Origin of the sequence: Aequorivita sp. 609, from assembly GCF_014212065.1 — a bacterium.
Lineage (GTDB): Bacteria > Bacteroidota > Bacteroidia > Flavobacteriales > Flavobacteriaceae > Aequorivita > Aequorivita sinensis.
This window is the reverse complement of sequence record NZ_JACJVM010000033.1, coordinates 21614-39489: the sequence shown is the minus strand read 5'-3', so window position 1 is coordinate 39489 and position 17876 is coordinate 21614. Positions and strand designations below refer to the sequence as shown.

The following is a 17876-nucleotide window of genomic DNA, read 5'->3' as shown; positions in this document are numbered from 1 at the left end:
TTGGAATTAGGAGCTAATATTTGTTTCTTTGCACTCGAATAGTACTCTGGACTTCTGCTTCAAAATGAATGCTTTGCGAGCTGAAGGGGGTCAAAAAAAATATGATGAAGTTAGTTTCAGTGAAACGACAAACAAAAACAGAAAAACGATTTACACAAAAAATGGGAATGTTCACAACAAGTGTGATTTACATTAAAAAAACATTTTTAAACATCCCTTTTAAAACATTACACAAATATCGCGAAACCTATTATGGTGAAATTAAAGATTGCGAAGATTGTGTTATAAGTGCTTAGAAAAATTGTGAATTCATAATTTTGAATTCAAAAGAAACGCCGAATGATTCCTTATCATTCGGCGTTTTTTATTTTAGTTGATTTAAGATATACACATCAAACCTCCCAAAACCGGTCTGTCCACTCATCATCCGAAAACTTTAATTGGGAGTGTTTTTCCTCGACTTCCTTCCACGCTTCTTGAGTAGTAATAGCTCGTATTTCTTGGTATAATATGCGTTCTTCAAAGCCTATATAAGTAGTTAGTTCCTCTTCAATTTTGTGAAAAACTGTATGGAGGCTAGACGTTTCATTAAACAATCGATTTAGTCGTCGGTGATTTGCAATAGCCCTTTTCACTCGAACATTATTATTCCCTAATATTGGAAAAATAAATTCTTGTTCAATTTCAAAATGTGGATCTAGATAAGTTTCTTTAAACCAATCGATATAACCCTTAATCCGATTACTATCAATTTTTCTTTGAAGCGCTTCTCTTATTCGTTCACAAAAAAGAATCACCTCATCGTGATCTTCAATAAGAGGTGTAAGTGATAAATATTTATTTTCGATTCCTTTATGCATTTTTTTTATCCATTCTTAAACAATTAAACAAATTTCATAAAACTGATTTCTAATAGTTATGAGGTTAATCATAAGTAGAAAACTTGTTGTTTTAATTTAGGACAATAAGGTAATTTTATTTAATTTTGAATGATTCTAAATAACGAAACTAAAAAATGTATTAATTATGAAACTAGCATCACTTATAGACAATCTAGAATACAATGAAAACAGACCAGCGATTCAGGTTTTAATAGATACCGATTCAGGGAAGGAAATCAGGATTACTTTTAAGGAAGGTCAGGTAATGAAAGAGCACAAAACGCCATTCCCAATTGTGGTGGAAATTTTTGAAGGCGCCATAGATTTTGGAGTAAATGGGACAATTCATAATTTAAAGAAAGGTGATTTAGTAGCGCTTGAAGGTGGAGTGCCACACGATTTAAAAGCACTTGAAACGAGTACTGTTAGGTTGAGCTTAAACAAAGCTGATTCAGCTACTCGTGTAGAAGGTGTAGCCAAAAATTCATAATTGCTATTCTATTTAGTTATTAAGTTATCACCGGTTTTATTATAAAAACTAGAAAAAATGTATTCATCAAATAAAATAGATTCATTTGTAGAAAAGTCGCCTATTCTCAAGGAAGTAATCGACTTAAAACCTGTGGTTTGGCTTAACGACAAAAAGAAACGCCATTCTGAAATGCCTAAATTTCCTATAAAAATGAAGGATATACAGGCTGCGGAAGAATTGTGGAAACGATTTGCTCCGTTTTTTGTTAAAGCTTTTCCAGAAACTGAAGCTACAAACGGCATTCTTGAATCTCCTTTAAAGGAAATTCAAAATATGAAAGAGCTTTTAAACCAAGAATCGCCAAAGATTGAAGGTCGTTTATTTTTGAAATGTGATAATGCCTTACCTATTGCTGGATCTATTAAGGCTAGAGGAGGTTTTTTTGAGGTGTTACACTATGCAGAAGAATTAGCCTTAAAGGCTGGAATCTTAAATAAAGTAGATAGCTATGAAGTTTTTCTTTCTGATAAATTCAAGCAATTTTTTAGCAAATATAAAATAGGCGTTGGCTCTACAGGCAACCTCGGGTTGAGTATTGGAATTATTAGTGCTAAGCTCGGTTTTCAAGTAACGGTTTATGTTTCTGCCGATGCTAAACCTTGGAAAAAAGATTTGTTGCGCTCCAAAGGAGTTCAAGTAGTAGAGTTTGCAGGAGATTTTAGTGAAGCAATTTTGGCAGGAAGACAAAAAACAAAAGCCGACCCAATGGCTTATTTTGTTGATGATGAAAATTCTAAAAAACTGTTTTTAGGCTATACAGTTGGGGCGCTTCGATTGGCGGAACAATTAGAAAAAGCTAATATTAAGGTGAACGATTCGCATCCGTTGTTTGTATATTCTCCTTGTGGTGTTGGTGGCTCTCCCGGAGGAACTGCCTTTGGGCTAAAACAAATTTTTGGCGATAATGTACATTGTTTCTTTGTAGAACCTACACATTCACCTGCGGTGTTAACAGGTTTAGTTACGGGTGAAATGAGTAATATTAGTGTACAGGATATTGGGATAGACAATAAAACTGAGGCCGATGGCTTAGCAGTAGGACGTCCTTCAAAATTTGCAACTTCGGTTAGTGAACATTTAATTAGTGGTATTTATACTCTTGAAGATCATCGTCTCTTTAGGCTATTAAGTCAATTGATGGACACTGAAAAAATATTCTTAGAGCCTTCAGCTACTGCTGGCTTATGCGGTCCGCAGATTATTTCAAAAACAGAGTATGCCGAAAATAATAATATTAATATGAACAATGCCACCCATATCATTTGGGCTACAGGTGGTGACTTAGTACCAGATTTTGAAAGAAAAGAGTTTTATAATAGAGGTAAAAGTATTACAGAGTAAAGCATAGTGTTTACTAAAAAAAGCGAGAGAAACTTTGTTTCTACTCGCTTTTAATTTGAAGGCCCCCTCAACCTTCAAAGATGTATTATGGCTAATTCTATAAAGGGTTTTTTAATCTATAAGTTCTATTCCAAAGACATAATCGTTGAAAACCTGAGTGTTTGAAATTGAATTTGCCACTAAATCAAATTCAAAATAATTGGTTTGTACAGTATTTCCGTTAGCCAAAGAAGTGAGATAGTAAGTCTTGTTGCATTCACTGTAAACTGTAGAATAAAATTCAGTATTTATATTTGTCGGAATTGAAAGTAAATCTGAATACGTTCCGTTAGTAGGATCTATTTTTACGATTTTTCTCGAATTGATATCAGGCATATCCATTATTGCTAACAGTCCAAAGCTTTTAGAATATTCTAATCCGATAAATCTCACAAAATCTGTATTTGAAAATGATGGATATAAATCAACATGAGAGCTTGTATTATTAGATACATTTACGGTTATCAAATTCGTTCCTGAAACAAAATACAATTCGTTTACACCGTTTGAAGCTGCACTCATAGATTCTACGTGAAAGAAACTGTTATTGTTAAAAGTGGTGTTTATCGCTGGAATTGTAAGTGCTGTACTTGTAGTTCCATTGCTCATATTAAATGGTTTTACAGAAAAGTGATTGTCGGTTCCAGAATTTGCGTAACCAGAGTTTGAAACTTCAATTACATAACTTTCTCCACCGACAATTATAGGTGCAGCTATATTTGATGGAGTAGTAAATTCCTGTCCTGTCCCCGTATTTGTGTTGAAAGTGAAATATTTTCCAGCTCTCGTTACAAGAATACCGTGTAGCCTACTATTATCATTATATAAGGAAGTACTTGTAGGTAATTGATAAGTGAGATTGGTATTAGTTGTTAAACTTCCCTCAAAAATAGGAGCGGAACTGTCTAGGTCGTTTATAAGAAACGAATTGTAATCTATAACAGCATTTACATTGTTGTCGAATACTGTATTTAAAGCCAGTAGATTTTTATTGTAATTGAAACATGGTGAATTGTTTGTGTCATCGTTTATAGTACTGTCGTCATCAGAAGAGCAACTAGTAAATATTAAGCAAGTTAGAACTGCAAAGCTGAAAATTGATAAAAAAGTTTTCATAGTATTGATATTTTTGATGTTATATCATTATATCAACACGGGTTATAAATTGTTACCCTTAAAAAATAAAATAAATAGAAAATTAATGGGAACTCGATATCGAGTTATAAGTGTATAGCCTTTAATATCTAGGCTAAGATTAATAATACATCTTAAGAAAAGGAATAAAAAAACGTCGAAGCAAATTGGCTTTCGACGTTTTAGATTATTTTAAATATGAAGTTTTGCTTTACATTTCTGCTTTTTCAGTTTCTGCCGAACGGTCAATTTTCTTTACCAAACCTTGTAATACATTTCCTGGTCCAACTTCAATAAATTTTGTTGCGCCATCTTTAATCATATTCTGAATGCTTTGAGTCCATTTTACTGGAGCTGTAAGTTGGAATATAAGATTTTTCTTTATTTCAGAAGGGTCTGTAACTGCGAATGTTGACACGTTTTGATAGATAGGGCAAGCTGGAGCTGTAAATTGAGTAGCTTCAATGGCAGCAGCAAGTTCTTCTCTTGCTGGCTCCATTAATGGGCTGTGGAATGCACCACCTACTGGTAAGATAAGTGCTCTACGTGCTCCTGCTTCTTTTAAACTTTCACAAGCTGTGCCTACAGCATCAATTTCACCAGATATAACTAATTGTCCTGGGCAATTGTAATTTGCAGCAACTACAATTCCTGGAGTATTTGCACAAATCTCTTCAACTAAATGATCTTCTAAACCTAAAACAGCAGCCATAGTCGAAGGTGTTTGCTCACAGGCTTTTTGCATTGCTAAAGCACGCTTGTAAACCAACTGCAATCCATCGCTAAATACTATGGTTCTATTTGCTACTAAAGCTGAAATTTCCCCTAATGAATGTCCAGCAACCATATCAGGTTGAAATCTGTCGCCCATTACTTCTGCTAATATTGTAGAGTGTAAAAATATAGCTGGTTGTGTAACTTTTGTTTCCTTCAATTCGTCGGCAGAACCTTCAAACATAATTTTGGCAATATCAAAGCCTAAGATTTCATTGGCTTGATTAAATAATTCTTTTGCTTTCGCAGAATTATCGTAAAGGTCTTTACCCATTCCAGTGAATTGAGCACCTTGTCCAGGGAAGATATATGCTTTCATTTAATTCGTTTTTTTATTTGAGTTGCAAAAATAGGAATTAATTCCACGATTTTACTTGCTAACCATAAAGGATTGGTTTTGCGATAAGCGACACGTTTTTATTAAATCAAGAATATTTATTTATAATTGATTTCACTTTCGGTAAATAACTACTTCCAAATAGATTAAGATGCACGAGTAAGTAGTAAAGTTGCCAAAGAGAAACCCTGTCTTCCCAACCTTTTTCTAAAGGAAAAATAGAATTGTAGTTGATGATTAATTCTTCTGAAAATCCTCCAAACAACTCCATCATTGCAATATCCATTTCCCGAGGAGCAAAGGCGACTGCAGGATCTATTAAAACAGCTTGACTTTTTTTACTGACCATATAGTTGCCACTCCACAAATCACCGTGAATTAAAGATGGTGCTTCATTTGGGATTATTTTGGAAATGGTTTTATAAAAGCTAGCTAGCTTTTTAAACTGAAATCCATTTTCTGACGCCATATTGAATTGTGGCTCTAACCGATTACTTATATAAAATTCTGAAGCAGATTTACTAAAGTTGTTTTTTTGAGGCAGACTACCTATATAGTTATCGTGGTCTAATCCAAAATCTGTTTGTGTTACCTGGTGAAGCTTTGCTAAATTATCGGCAAAAGATTCCCAAAAACCAGCATTTAACTCTCCATTTGAGATATATTGGAGTAATAAATATGAGGTGTTTTCAATTTCCCCATTTGCTAAAACCTTAGGGATTTTAAAACTATTCGAATCTCTCAAATAGTTTAAACCTTTTGTTTCAGCAGTAAACATTTTAGGGAATTTTGTAGCATCATTCAATTTAACTACAAAATCCCCTTCTTTACATTTCAGTAGGAATACTTCATTGATATCTCCACCAAAAAGTTGCTTAACCTCAATTAGATTTAAGTTGTTTTGGGTCGCAATATTTTGAATTCTACTGATATAAATAGACAAGCTATTAAGGTGTCCTGTTGATTACGAGAATTAATTTAGAATAAACTTTTTACTCAATGTTCTACCGTTAGTAAAGTTGAATTTTACAATGTAAAAACCTTTGTCTAAGGCTGTAAGATTAACACTTCCAGATTGAGAATTTGCTTTTTCATTGATAACACTTTGTCCGCCTATATTGTAAATAGAGATATCGCCAACGTTTGTAGTTAGATTGTTTAGTCGGTAATTAAGTATGTTTTCATTTATAAATACAGCAATAGCGTTTTCTGAAAAATCATTTACCGACATTGTTTGTGGCTTGGCAGCTTCAATTAAGAATTGTAAGCCTAGTTTGGTAAATTTTGCTGAATGTTCAGGGGTGTCGAAAAAAGAATAAACATCCTCATCTGTATGTATTTTTGGATTAGACTCGCTGAATTTAGCTTCAAAAGGAAATGCCGCTTCGTAACCATTGTTTGCCCAGCTTGCGTGATCTGAACAACCGTATCCACATTCGGTAAAGTTATAGGTAAAAGCGTGGTTACCGGTTCCGTTATAATGATCCATTAAATCAACCAAAAAGTTGTTTAATGCGCTACTGTTGTACCAATCTGTAGAAATCCAAACATCTTCGTTAGAACCATTGTAGCCTGTCATATCAAACTGAACGTAGGCCCCAACATTTATTCCGTTGCTTGCATATTCTGAAGCAATTTCTTCTGAACCTACAAGTCCAATTTCTTCAGCAGCATAAGCCATAACTTCAATAGTGCGATTTGGAACAAACTCCTTTGCTATAAGCACACGAATCATTTCGTTTAAAGAAGAGATTCCCGAAGCATTATCATCGGCACCAGGAGCATCATTAATATCCCAAAATGAAGTTGAATCTAAATGTCCACCAATAATAACATATTCATCTGGAGTGTTGGCTCCATCAATAGTTAGAATTACAGAAGGCATTGGTGTGTTTTGATGATTGTAAATACGAGTGTGAATGTCGGTTCTGCCGGATTGTGCAATCATAGCATCCCATTTGGCTTTTAAGTCGTGAACAGATTGTTCGCCTTGAGATGTTTCGTGATGACGGGTTCCGTAAGCTTGCAATTCTAGAATATCATCTTCTATGTTTTGGTTATTAACCAGATCTAGGCATTCATTTACCAAATCGGTTTCTGTGATTGTGTATTCTAAAAATGAATTTCTGCTTTGAACTCTATTTAAAGCTTGTAGCGCCTTTTCTTTAGAAGGTCTAAAAATATATCCTGGACCGTGAACTTGAACGTTTTCGTGTATTTTGTGAGAAACTTCCTCAGTAAGATAAACAGCACATTCGTTGTTTTTTGTATCTAAAATCTGAATATCATTTGGATATAACTGCTTAAATTTTAAAGCAGTCTCTCCACTCATTGTTGCGTAAAATGAATTGTTGTTTTGTGCAATTACCGCAGTTGCTATAAAAAAGAATAAGATAAAGGTTGTTGTAAGGTTTTTCATTGGGAAGTTTGTAAGTTAATTTACGTAAAATTAAAACTTTTAATGAATTTAATCTCCTAATAATGAAGTTTAAATTTTTTGACGTATCTTATGGTGTTAAATAAGAACTTAACTTAAGTCTAAATTAATATCCTCCTCTATTTTGAAAAAGATAAAACAATTATATAGTGGAAGTATTAAATCCGAGTAAGTGGGTAGATAATTACGCCGATTATCTTTACAATTATACAATTGTAAGGGTGAATGATGCTGTGATTGCGCAAGATTTGATTTCAGAAACTTTCCTAGCAGGACTAAGGTCCAAACACAATTTTAAAGGTGAAGCTAGTGAACGCACATGGCTTATTTCGATTTTAAAGCGGAAAATAATTGATTATTACCGTAAAAAAAATTCGAATAAAGGGAAGGCTGAAGTTCTTGTTTCATATAAAAACGATGATATAGAAGGTAATTGGCTTGAGGAAAATGCTGCAGATTTATTTGACAGAACTGCCGAAGATAGGATGGAGAATAGTGAACTGGGACTCGCCATTATAAAGTGCTTAAATAAACTACCAACAAAACAAGGCGAAATTTTTAAAAAGAAAACAATCGAAAATCAAGATACGGATGTTCTTTGTAAAGAATACAATATTACTCCGTCTAATCTGTGGGTTATTATCCACAGAGCACGTAAGAATTTGATGGAGTGTTTAGAAAAAAACTGGTACAATTAATATTCTATGAAGTTATTTTTAAAATGTCACGAAGCAGCATATTTGTGTGACAAAAACCAATATAAGGAGATTAGTATATCCGAAAAATTAAAACTTAAACTACACCTCTTGCTTTGTAAACTTTGTAACAAATATGCGAGGAAGAATCAAAAACTTACAAATACTTTAAAAGCTGTAGAGATTAAAACTCTTAATCCCGAAAGTAAATTACAGTTAAAAGAGAAACTTCAAAAAGAGCTAGCCGATAAGCTTAATTCTTAGATTGTTTTAAGAGTGACATACATTACAAACCAGAGTATCGGTAAACCCTCAACCCAAAATGAAGAGAAATATCTCTTCTGTTCTTTTTTTGAAATAAATACAGCCCAACCTAGAATTATTGAGAATAATAGCAAACTTGTGATATAAGCAGCTTCTGATGCTTCTTTAAAAAACTCAATAAATAAACTAATTGATAAAGCAGCTAAACCTGCTTTTTTAGTGTTTTTAATACCAAGTTGTTGTGGAATAGTTTTTAAGGCTAACGCATCATAATGAATATCGCGAATTTCAAAAGGTAAAATAAGCACAACTACAATTAAAAAACGTTGTATAAAAGTAAGAATCACATCAGTTGTGATTGCTGATTCCGAAGCTATAAATGGAATAATAACCGTAATTCCTGCCCAAACAAATGCAACTACAAATATTTTTAATCCTGAAAACATTCGCAGACTCCTGTGTTGTGCAAAAGGAACTGCATATAGTACCGTTGTGACTCCAAATAATGCGATAAAGAGAATTGTTGTAAATGAAAGTTGAAGCGCTAGAAAAATCCAGAGCAGAAAGCATACTGCAGAAAAAATTTGAATCGCCCGTAAAGAATTGGTAAGACTTCTGTGATGTAAACCTGCTATTGAAGCGTATTTTACAAAGTTGTAAGCCGATATTGTTCCTAGAAAAATAAAGGCTGAGGTGGTAGTTGATGGTTTTAAATTATACTCTAAAGCGGTTATGAAATAGAAGGCTAAAACAGCTAAAGCAACGTGTATGCTGCTGTTTATATAAAACCTGAAAACACCTCTCAGAAAATTCATGATTTCAAAATTAGACAAACTGTTAGTAACCTATTGATTTAGTTGAAAAAATTAATTTTTCAAATCACTAAAAAGGAATTGATTCTCGTTAAAAATCGTAATTTTGCGCCGCATTGCAAACTATTGAGTTTTAATAGTCTGCTCATATTAAAAATCTAAATGTTATTATTATATAAATCCTAAGTTTTTTTGATCGTTTTATTTGGCAATCAATAAGGCTAAGGATTAAAATTCGGCAATTTTTATGAACACAGATTCTTTTGCATTAAGACATATTGGCCCAAGGGAAAGTGACCTTCCTGAGATGCTTGAAACAGTTGGTGTAAGCTCTATGGACCAACTAATTTATGAAACCGTTCCAGACGATATTCTACTAAAAAAACCCCTCAACCTAGAAACGGCTATGAGTGAGCAGGAGTATTTAGAGCATATCACAGAATTGTCGTCTAAAAATAAATTATTTAAAACATACATTGGTTTAGGATACCACCAATCTATTCTTCCTCCTGTAATCCAACGTAATATTTTGGAAAATCCAGGATGGTATACTGCTTATACACCTTATCAAGCAGAGATTGCACAAGGTAGGTTAGAAGCATTATTAAACTTTCAAACAGTAATAAGTGACCTTACAGGAATGGAGCTTGCAAACGCTTCTCTTCTTGACGAGTCGACTGCAGCAGCAGAAGCTATGTCGCTTCTTTATAATGTACGTGAAAGAGATAAGAAAAAAATTAACGCTTCTAAATTCTTTGTTTCAGAAGATATTCTTCCACAAACACTTTCGTTATTACAAACTCGTTCAAATCCTTTAGATATTGAATTGGTTGTAGGAAATCACGAAGATTTTGATTTCGCTGATGAGTTCTTTGGAGCTATTCTTCAGTACCCAAGTAGAACAGGAAAAGTTCACAACTATAAAAACTTTATCGAAAAAGCTAACGCAAACAATATTAAGGTTGCGGTTGCTGCAGATATTTTAAGTCTTGTGATGCTTGAGTCTCCTGGACATTATGGAGTTGATGTAGTTGTTGGTACTACACAACGCTTTGGAATTCCATTAGGATATGGTGGCCCACACGCTGCTTATTTTGCTACAAAAGAAGAATACAAACGCAGTATTCCAGGACGTATAATTGGAATTACTAAAGATGCAGACGGAAACCGTGCATTGCGTATGGCGCTTCAAACTAGAGAGCAGCATATTAAACGTGACAAGGCAACTTCAAACATTTGTACTGCACAAGTATTATTAGCTGTAATGGCTGGTATGTACGCTGTTTACCATGGACCAGAAGGATTAAAGTATATTGCAAGAAAAGTACACAACAGTGCAGTTACGCTTGCAAATGCATTAGAAGAATTAGGTTTCGAGCAAGTGAACGATACCTTCTTTGATACTATAGCTATTAAAACAGATGCTACAAAAATCAAATTCTTAGCTGAAGCAAAAGAAGTAAACTTCTATTATCCAGATAGTGAAACAGTTTCTATTTCGATAAATGAAACTACAACAGTAAAAGACTTAAATAAAATACTTGCTATTTTCGCTGAAGCTGTTAAAAAAGACTTTAAAAAGTTAACTGAACTTGAAACTGGCAATAAAATTCCACAAGAAATAGCTCGTAAAACTGAATTCCTTCAACAAGAAGTTTTCAATAAGTACCACAGTGAAACAGACATGATGCGTTACATCAAAAAATTGGAGCGCAAAGATCTTTCATTAAATCATTCAATGATTTCATTGGGTTCTTGTACTATGAAACTAAATGCTGCAGCTGAAATGTTGCCATTAAGTGATCCAATGTGGGGGAATGTACACCCATTTGTACCAGTAGAACAAGCTGAAGGGTACCAAACAGTTTTAAAGAAACTAGAAAAACAACTTACTGAAATCACAGGATTTGCTGGAACTTCACTACAACCTAATAGTGGTGCGCAAGGTGAATTTGCTGGGTTAATGGTAATTCGTGCTTATCACGAATCACGCGGAGAAGGACATAGAAATATTTGCTTGATTCCTTCTTCTGCACACGGAACAAACCCTGCAAGTGCGGTAATGGCAGGAATGAAAGTGGTGGTTACTAAAGCTACAGATGAAGGGAATATAGATGTTAACGATCTTCGTGAAAAAGCGTTAAAACACAAAGACAACCTTGCTTGTTTAATGGTTACATATCCGTCAACACACGGAGTTTACGAATCTGCAATTCGCGAAATTACTAGTATTATTCACGAAAATGGTGGGCAAGTATATATGGATGGTGCAAACATGAACGCTCAAGTAGGGTTGACCAATCCTGGTGCTATTGGAGCAGATGTTTGTCACTTAAACCTTCACAAAACTTTCGCTATTCCTCACGGAGGTGGAGGTCCTGGAGTTGGTCCTATTTGTGTAGCAGAACAATTAGTTCCGTTTTTACCAACCAACCCAGTAATTCCAACTGGAGGTGATCAGGCAATTACATCAATTTCATCGGCTCCTTACGGTAGCTCGTTGGTTTGCTTAATTAGCTATGCATACATCTGTATGTTGGGAGTAAATGGTTTGAAAAAAGCTACAGAACACGCAATATTGAATGCCAATTACATCAAAGAAAGATTAAGCGGACATTACGAAGTGCTTTATGCAGGTGAAAGAGGTCGTGCAGCTCACGAAATGATTGTGGACTGTCGTCCGTTTAAAGCAAAAGGAATTGAAGTTGTAGATATCGCTAAACGATTGATGGATTACGGATTCCACGCGCCAACAGTTTCTTTCCCTATTGCTGGTACTCTTATGATTGAGCCAACTGAAAGTGAAAGTAAAATGGCGTTAGATCAATTCTGTGAAGCTATGATTTCTATCAGGCAAGAAATTGAAAGTGCTGATAAAGATGAGCTAAACAATGTATTGAAAAATGCACCTCATACTTTACAGATGCTTACCTCAAATGAATGGGACTTCCCTTATACAAGACAAGAAGCAGCTTTCCCATTAGAGTATATTTCAGACAACAAATTCTGGCCTTCAATTAGAAGAGTAGATGATGCTTATGGAGATCGTAACTTAATTTGTACTTGCGACCCAATTGAAGCTTATATGGAAGCTTAATTAGTTAAAAAGGAACGGTATTCAGTAAATAAATTCAATACTGAATACCGTTTCATTATTTAGCTATCGGGATTAACTATTTTTTTCCGTATTTTTAAAAAAAACTTTTCAAAATATGAATGTCAAAATAACAGGTATAGGCAGTTATATTCCAAGCGAAATTGCAAAGAATGAACAGTTTGGGAATCATCATTTTTACAATGAAGATGGCACCCGATTTGGTCAAAAAAATGATACAATTATTGAGAAGTTTAAGGCTATTACAGGAATAGACGAACGTCGTTATATCCCTAAAAACTTAAATACTTCTGATATAGCAACTTTTGCTGCCGAAAAGGCTATTAAAGATTCGGGGATTGATAAGGAAGATTTAGATTACATTATTGTAGCGCATAATTATGGTGATGTTAAACACGGCTCTGCGCAAAGTGATACGGTTCCAAGTATTGCAACTCGCGTAAAGCACAATCTTAAAATTCAAAAACCAACCTGCGTAGCATACGATATGCTTTTTGGTTGCCCTGGGTGGATAGAAAGTATGATTCAAGCCAATGCCTTTTTAAAATCTGGTATTGCAAAAAAATGCTTGGTGATTGGTGCTGAAGCGTTATCTAGAGTTGTTGATCCTCACGATCGCGATTCAATGATTTACAGCGATGGTGCAGGTGCTGCGGTTGTTGAAGCGACAGATGAAGAAGGCGGCATATTAAGTCATTTTAGCGCTACCTATGCGTTTGACGAGGCTCATTTCATCTATTTTGGCGAAAGCAATAATTTAGAAATTAAAGATAAGCGCCGATATATAAAAATGTATGGCCGTAAGATTTATGAATTCGCCTTAAATCGAGTGCCAGACGCTATGAAAACTTGTCTAGATAATTCTGGAATTGGAATTGATGAGGTTAAGAAAATTCTTATCCATCAAGCCAATGAAAAGATGGACGAGGCTATTATTAACCGTTTCTATAAACTCTACGACAAGCCTACTCCAGATAAAATTATGCCTATGAGTATAGGTAAGTTAGGAAATAGCAGTGTAGCTACAGTTCCAACACTTTACGATTTAGTTTTAAATGGTGAACTTGAAGGACATTCCTTAAACAAAGGAGATGTAGTTATTCTAGCAAGCGTGGGTGCAGGAATGAATATTAATGCGATAGTTTATAGGGTGTAATTAATTCAGAATTCCGAATTCTGAACTCTGAATTAAAAAATATGTACGAAGGTAAATTTCCTACTAAAAGATATAAACACACATTACGTTTTTTAAATGATGTAATTTCTAAAGAAGAGAAAATTCTTGATTTAGGGGTTGCAAACCCTTTTTCTGAAATTCTTACTAAGGAAGGTTACAACGTAACAAATACTAAGGGGCAGGATTTAGACCTGGAGACCGATGTTGTAAAAACTGATTCCTATGATGTTGTTACAGCATTCGAGATTTTTGAACACTTAGTGTCTCCTTTTAATGTTATAAAAGATATTGAAGCTAAGAAATTAGTAGCATCAATCCCGTTAAGACTATGGTTTGCTTCGGCCTATAGAAGTAAAACCGATAAATGGGATAGACATTATCACGAATTTGAAGATTGGCAATTTGATTGGCTTCTTGAAAAAGCTGGGTGGCGAATTATTAAGCGCGAAAAGTTTACAAACCCAGTAAAGAAAATAGGAATACGTCCAATACTACGTAGTTTTACACCGAGATATTATTTAGTTTACGCTGTTAGAGATTAATGGATTTTTACATCATCATACCCGCCCATAACGAAGAGGCTTATATAGGTAAGATGCTGCAATCAATCGTTGAACAAACAATTCTTCCAAAAAAAGTTGTTGTTGTAAATGATGCTTCAACTGACGACACTCAAAAGATTGTCGATCAATTTTCAAAACAGTATCCCTTTATCCAAAGTGTTTTTCACAATTCAGAAGCACTTCACGAGCCTGGAAGTAAAGTAGTAAATGCATTTTACAAAGGCTTAGAATCGCTGGATTCAGATTTTGAACTAATTGGAAAATTTGATGCCGACTTAATACTTCCTAAAGATTATTTTCAAAAAACTATTCAACTTTTCAAGGCTGATAATAACGTAGGTTTAGCTGGAGGGAATCTCTATATTGAAAACGATGGGGAATGGAAGTTTGAAGCTATTTCAGAGAAAACTAAAGTTCGCGGACCTATAAAACTGTATCGTAAAAAGTGTTTTGAAGATATAGGCGGACTTAAAAAATCTATTGGTTGGGATTCTGTAGATGGTTTATTGGCAGAATATCACGGGTGGACTATAAAAACTGATACTTCCTTAAAAGTAAAGCACTTAAAACCAACGGGGAAAGTTTATACAGAAGCTTCAAAATATAGACAAGGAGAAGCTTTTTATAAAATGCGTTATGGGTTTTGGCTAACGTTTATCGCTTCAGCAAAACTAGCTTCCAAAAAAAATAGCTTTTCATTTCTCATAAATACAATAAAAGGTTTTTACAAAGCGAAAAGGGAAAACCTAGAGTATATGGTTTCAGAAAAAGAAGGAAAGTTTATCCGAGATTTGCGCTGGAAAAATATTTTTAGGAAAATAGGAGTTCGTTAATTCAATGAGCGGGAGAATAGTGTAGAATACCTTATTTAACAACAAACTCTTAACACATCATAACCTTATTAATTCCTATTTTTACCGGAAAAATTAAATAATATGAAGATTAAGTTTTCTCTCCTTACAATTTTATTGTCAGTTTCAATTATTTCAACTTCTTGTGTTTCTGTTAATGTGAAAGATAACACCGTTTCACATGTGCCTCAAGAATCGAAAAAACCTAAAAATATTATCCTGTTAATAGGTGATGGTATGGGCTTGAGTCAGGTTTCAGCAGCTATATATTATAAAAATGCGAAGCCAAACTTTGAGCGTTTTAATACTATAGGTTTGAGTAAAACTTCTTCTTCAAACGAGTTGATTACCGATTCTGCTGCAGGTGCAACAGTTTTTTCTACAGGGGTTAAAACCTACAATGGAGCTATTGGAGTAGATAAAGACACCATTCCAGTTCCAACTATTGTAGAACATCTTGTAAAAAGAGGATACGGCACCGGACTTGTTGCAACTTCATCTATACAACACGCGACGCCTGCTTCTTTTTACGCACACGTAAAAAGCAGAAGTATGTATGAGGAAATTACTGAATTTGCTCCAAAAAGTGGAGTTAACTTTTTTGCAGGTGGTGGTCTAAAGTTTTTCAACAAAAGAAAGGACGGTAAAGATTTATTGGCGTCTATGAAGGACAATGGATATGAGGTGATAACAGATAAATTACCAAAATCTCCAAGTGAAAAAAATCAATTGATTTTACTTGCTGAAAATGGAATGCCAAAAATGAGTGAGGGTAGGGGGGATTTCCTTCCGAATGCAACAAAATTAGCGATGGAGAAATTGTCTAAAAACGAAAATGGATTTTTCCTAATGGTTGAAGGTAGCCAGATTGATTGGGGCGGACATAATAATGAAGGTGACTACTTAATTGAAGAGCTTTTAGACTTTGATAAAGCTATAGGTGTTGCTTTAGATTTTGCTGCTAAAAACGGTGAAACTTTGGTAATCGTTACTGCAGACCATGAAACCGGAGGCTTTACTTTAGCTTCTAAAGATGGAGATTATAATAAAATAAACCCAGTGTTTTCAACTACGGGACACTCTGGGACTATGGTGCCTGTTTTTGCTAAAGGACCTGGAGCAGAATTGTTTAATGGGATTTATGAAAACAATGAGATTTACTTTAAAATGATGGAACTTTTAAAGTAATTGTTTCTTCGAATATTGATTTTTATTTTAATGACTGTTATTTAAGCTTAATAATTGCATTAAGCTTAAATAACAAGTTATAAAAGGTCTGGGAGGTTAGATACTATGTTTTGAATTTAATTTAAATTGTAAAAAGCATCTTACCAATGAATTCTTAACGCACTTTTATAAATTACACTAATGTAAATTTAGTACTTTAGCCATAACTATAGATTTTATGAAGTATTTACATGATATTGGTTCTTATTTTTTGATGCTTAAAAAAGTGTTCGCTAGCTTCACTAAAACATCAGTATTGAAACATATGATCTTTAAGGATATAAACGACCTTATTATAAGTTCTTTGGGTATCGTTGCTTTTATATCTTTTTTCGTGGGAGGTGTTGTGTCTATTCAAACAGCATTAAACATGGACAACCCAATTGTTCCAGATAGTTTAATTGGATTTGCAACTCGACAATCTGTTATTTTGGAGTTTGCTCCAACTTTTATCTCAATTATTATGGCGGGTAAAGTTGGATCTTTTATTACTTCCAGTATTGGCTCTATGCGAGTTACAGAGCAGATTGATGCTTTGGAAGTTATGGGAATAAACTCCCTTAACTACTTGGTATTTCCTAAAATTGTCGCTCTAATGTTTTATCCTTTTGTGATAGTGCTTTCAATGTTTTTAGGAGTTTTTGGAGGTTGGGTAGCAGCGGTATATGGTGGTTTTAGTAGTTCTGCCGATTTTATTGCTGGAGTTCAAGAAGATTTTATACCCTATCAACTATTTTACGCTTTCTTTAAAACATTCATATTTGCCTTTATATTAGCTACTGTACCTTCTTGGCAAGGTTACTATATGAAAGGTGGCTCACTTGAAGTAGGTAAAGCAAGTACAAATTCCTTTGTGTGGACTAGTGTACTTATAATTGCCGCAAACTATATAATAACCCAACTCCTTTTAAGCGCATGATAAAAATTGAAGATGTACATAAAAGATTTGGTGAAGAAGAAATCCTAAAAGGGATTACCACTGTATTCGAAAAAGGAAAAACCAACCTTATTATCGGGCAGAGTGGTAGTGGTAAATCCGTTATGCTTAAATGTCTTATTGGATTATTTAAGCCAGAACAAGGTAAAATCTATTACGGAGACGAGGCTATTCAAGATATGGACGACGAAAGGCAACGCAAGCTTCGCGAGGAAATGGGGATGCTTTTTCAAGGTGGAGCATTATTTGATTCGATGAATATTGAAGAAAATGTCATGTTTCCGTTGCGAATGTTTACAAAGATGAAAAAGCCAGAAATGCTGGCTCGAGTAAATGAAGTTTTAAAACGTGTAAACCTCGAAGGGGTTAATAAAAAATATACTGCCGAAATTTCTGGTGGAATGCAAAAACGTGTTTCTATTGCTCGTGCAATTGTAAACAAGCCGAAGTATTTATTCTGTGATGAACCTAACTCTGGACTAGACCCAAAAACAGCTACCTTAATCGATACGTTAATTCAGGAGATTACTCATGAATACGATATTACAACTATCGTGGTAACTCACGATATGAATTCAGTTATGGAAATTGGTGAGAAGGTAATGTTGCTTAAAAACGGCAAATTAGTTTGGCAAGGGACTAACCAAGAAATTTTCAAAACTGATAATGAAGATGTTACCAGTTTTGTGTATTCATCAGATCTATTTAAGAAAATACGCGATGTTCAGTTAAAGGAAAATAAAGCTTAATCAGCCTATTA

At 34.3% G+C, this 17876-nt stretch carries 18 protein-coding genes; 12 read left to right on the top strand and 6 right to left on the bottom strand.

Going from position 1 to position 17876, the window contains the following annotated elements:
- Positions 1 to 104: 104 nt before the first annotated feature.
- Complete coding sequence (locus H4O20_RS09120) at positions 105 to 296, top strand: hypothetical protein (RefSeq protein ID WP_139854400.1); 192 nt, start codon at positions 105 to 107, stop codon at positions 294 to 296.
- 96 nt (positions 297 to 392) lie between these two features.
- Here H4O20_RS09120 and H4O20_RS09115 read toward each other — a convergent pair whose 3' ends face one another.
- Positions 393 to 860: a hemerythrin domain-containing protein gene (locus H4O20_RS09115; RefSeq protein WP_139853815.1), complete on the bottom strand. Its 468-nt coding sequence runs from the start codon at positions 858 to 860 to the stop codon at positions 393 to 395.
- 166 nt (positions 861 to 1026) lie between these two features.
- On the opposite strand from H4O20_RS09115, the gene H4O20_RS09110 reads away from it, so the two are divergent.
- Complete coding sequence (locus H4O20_RS09110; protein ID WP_139853814.1) at positions 1027 to 1371, top strand: cupin domain-containing protein; 345 nt, start codon at positions 1027 to 1029, stop codon at positions 1369 to 1371.
- Positions 1372 to 1428: 57 nt separating this feature from the next.
- The gene (locus H4O20_RS09105) at positions 1429 to 2754 is read left to right on the top strand and encodes a D-serine ammonia-lyase (RefSeq protein WP_139853813.1); all 1326 of its coding nucleotides are present in this window, start codon (positions 1429 to 1431) and stop codon (positions 2752 to 2754) included.
- 111 nt (positions 2755 to 2865) lie between these two features.
- On the opposite strand, the gene H4O20_RS09100 is transcribed toward H4O20_RS09105, so the two are convergent.
- The 4 genes from H4O20_RS09100 to H4O20_RS09085 all read right to left on the bottom strand — a co-directional run bounded on the left by H4O20_RS09100 (position 2866) and on the right by H4O20_RS09085 (position 7457).
- Positions 2866 to 3909 carry a hypothetical protein gene (locus tag H4O20_RS09100; protein WP_139853812.1) on the bottom strand — a complete coding sequence of 348 codons (1044 nt, stop codon included), beginning with the start codon at positions 3907 to 3909 and terminating at the stop codon, positions 2866 to 2868.
- A 229-nt stretch (positions 3910 to 4138) separates the two neighbouring features.
- A complete protein-coding gene (fabD, locus tag H4O20_RS09095; protein ID WP_185099056.1) occupies positions 4139 to 5020 on the bottom strand; it encodes an ACP S-malonyltransferase in 882 nt (293 codons plus the stop codon).
- Positions 5021 to 5126: 106 nt separating this feature from the next.
- Positions 5127 to 5981: a fructosamine kinase family protein gene (locus H4O20_RS09090; protein WP_221442809.1), complete on the bottom strand. Its 855-nt coding sequence runs from the start codon at positions 5979 to 5981 to the stop codon at positions 5127 to 5129.
- A 30-nt stretch (positions 5982 to 6011) separates the two neighbouring features.
- Positions 6012 to 7457 (bottom strand): M28 family peptidase, encoded by a 1446-nt coding sequence (locus H4O20_RS09085; RefSeq protein ID WP_185099055.1) that lies wholly within the window; start codon positions 7455 to 7457, stop codon positions 6012 to 6014.
- Between the two features lie 167 nt (positions 7458 to 7624).
- Between H4O20_RS09085 and H4O20_RS09080 the strand changes: the two genes are divergently transcribed.
- Positions 7625 to 8173, top strand: a complete 549-nt coding sequence (locus H4O20_RS09080) for a sigma-70 family RNA polymerase sigma factor (RefSeq protein WP_139853809.1) — start codon at positions 7625 to 7627, stop codon at positions 8171 to 8173.
- Between the two features lie 6 nt (positions 8174 to 8179).
- A complete protein-coding gene (locus tag H4O20_RS09075) occupies positions 8180 to 8434 on the top strand; it encodes a hypothetical protein (protein WP_139853808.1) in 255 nt (84 codons plus the stop codon).
- Here H4O20_RS09075 and H4O20_RS09070 read toward each other — a convergent pair.
- Positions 8431 to 9249: a hypothetical protein gene (locus tag H4O20_RS09070; RefSeq protein ID WP_185099054.1), complete on the bottom strand. Its 819-nt coding sequence runs from the start codon at positions 9247 to 9249 to the stop codon at positions 8431 to 8433. The genes H4O20_RS09075 and H4O20_RS09070 overlap by 4 nt on opposite strands.
- Positions 9250 to 9493: 244 nt before the next feature.
- Here H4O20_RS09070 and gcvP point away from each other — a divergent pair, with 244 nt between their 5' ends.
- The 7 genes from gcvP to H4O20_RS09035 all read left to right on the top strand — a co-directional run bounded on the left by gcvP (position 9494) and on the right by H4O20_RS09035 (position 17865).
- Entirely contained in the window at positions 9494 to 12343 is a 2850-nt protein-coding gene (gene gcvP / locus H4O20_RS09065) for an aminomethyl-transferring glycine dehydrogenase (protein ID WP_185099053.1), read from the top strand.
- A 115-nt stretch (positions 12344 to 12458) separates the two neighbouring features.
- On the top strand, positions 12459 to 13517 hold the full coding sequence (locus tag H4O20_RS09060) for a 3-oxoacyl-ACP synthase III family protein (protein WP_139853805.1): 1059 nt from the start codon (positions 12459 to 12461) through the stop codon (positions 13515 to 13517).
- A gap of 41 nt (positions 13518 to 13558) precedes the next feature.
- Complete coding sequence (locus tag H4O20_RS09055) at positions 13559 to 14080, top strand: methyltransferase (RefSeq protein ID WP_185099052.1); 522 nt, start codon at positions 13559 to 13561, stop codon at positions 14078 to 14080.
- The gene (locus H4O20_RS09050; protein WP_185099051.1) at positions 14080 to 14934 is read left to right on the top strand and encodes a glycosyltransferase family 2 protein; all 855 of its coding nucleotides are present in this window, start codon (positions 14080 to 14082) and stop codon (positions 14932 to 14934) included. The genes H4O20_RS09055 and H4O20_RS09050 overlap by 1 nt, the downstream gene beginning before the upstream one ends.
- Positions 14935 to 15036: 102 nt before the next feature.
- Entirely contained in the window at positions 15037 to 16140 is a 1104-nt protein-coding gene (locus H4O20_RS09045; RefSeq protein WP_185099050.1) for an alkaline phosphatase, read from the top strand.
- A gap of 217 nt (positions 16141 to 16357) precedes the next feature.
- Positions 16358 to 17098 (top strand): ABC transporter permease, encoded by a 741-nt coding sequence (locus H4O20_RS09040; RefSeq protein ID WP_179951763.1) that lies wholly within the window; start codon positions 16358 to 16360, stop codon positions 17096 to 17098.
- Positions 17095 to 17865, top strand: coding sequence for an ABC transporter ATP-binding protein (locus H4O20_RS09035; RefSeq protein WP_139853800.1), 771 nt, complete (start codon positions 17095 to 17097; stop codon positions 17863 to 17865). Before H4O20_RS09040 ends, H4O20_RS09035 begins: the two co-directional genes overlap by 4 nt.
- Positions 17866 to 17876 lie beyond the last annotated feature (11 nt).

Bases quoted from the DNA above. Each gene is read 5' to 3' on its own strand.
- H4O20_RS09120 (WP_139854400.1), top strand. From the start codon at position 105: ATGAAGTTAGTTTCAGTGAAACGACAAACAAAAACAGAAAAACGATTT.
- H4O20_RS09115 (WP_139853815.1), bottom strand. From the start codon at position 860: ATGCATAAAGGAATCGAAAATAAATATTTATCACTTACACCTCTTATT.
- H4O20_RS09110 (WP_139853814.1), top strand. From the start codon at position 1,027: ATGAAACTAGCATCACTTATAGACAATCTAGAATACAATGAAAACAGA.
- H4O20_RS09105 (WP_139853813.1), top strand. From the start codon at position 1,429: ATGTATTCATCAAATAAAATAGATTCATTTGTAGAAAAGTCGCCTATT.
- H4O20_RS09100 (WP_139853812.1), bottom strand. From the start codon at position 3,909: ATGAAAACTTTTTTATCAATTTTCAGCTTTGCAGTTCTAACTTGCTTA.
- fabD (WP_185099056.1), bottom strand. From the start codon at position 5,020: ATGAAAGCATATATCTTCCCTGGACAAGGTGCTCAATTCACTGGAATG.
- H4O20_RS09085 (WP_185099055.1), bottom strand. From the start codon at position 7,457: ATGAAAAACCTTACAACAACCTTTATCTTATTCTTTTTTATAGCAACT.
- H4O20_RS09075 (WP_139853808.1), top strand. From the start codon at position 8,180: ATGAAGTTATTTTTAAAATGTCACGAAGCAGCATATTTGTGTGACAAA.
- H4O20_RS09070 (WP_185099054.1), bottom strand. From the start codon at position 9,249: ATGAATTTTCTGAGAGGTGTTTTCAGGTTTTATATAAACAGCAGCATA.
- gcvP (WP_185099053.1), top strand. From the start codon at position 9,494: ATGAACACAGATTCTTTTGCATTAAGACATATTGGCCCAAGGGAAAGT.
- H4O20_RS09060 (WP_139853805.1), top strand. From the start codon at position 12,459: ATGAATGTCAAAATAACAGGTATAGGCAGTTATATTCCAAGCGAAATT.
- H4O20_RS09055 (WP_185099052.1), top strand. From the start codon at position 13,559: ATGTACGAAGGTAAATTTCCTACTAAAAGATATAAACACACATTACGT.
- H4O20_RS09050 (WP_185099051.1), top strand. From the start codon at position 14,080: ATGGATTTTTACATCATCATACCCGCCCATAACGAAGAGGCTTATATA.
- H4O20_RS09045 (WP_185099050.1), top strand. From the start codon at position 15,037: ATGAAGATTAAGTTTTCTCTCCTTACAATTTTATTGTCAGTTTCAATT.
- H4O20_RS09040 (WP_179951763.1), top strand. From the start codon at position 16,358: ATGAAGTATTTACATGATATTGGTTCTTATTTTTTGATGCTTAAAAAA.
- H4O20_RS09035 (WP_139853800.1), top strand. From the start codon at position 17,095: ATGATAAAAATTGAAGATGTACATAAAAGATTTGGTGAAGAAGAAATC.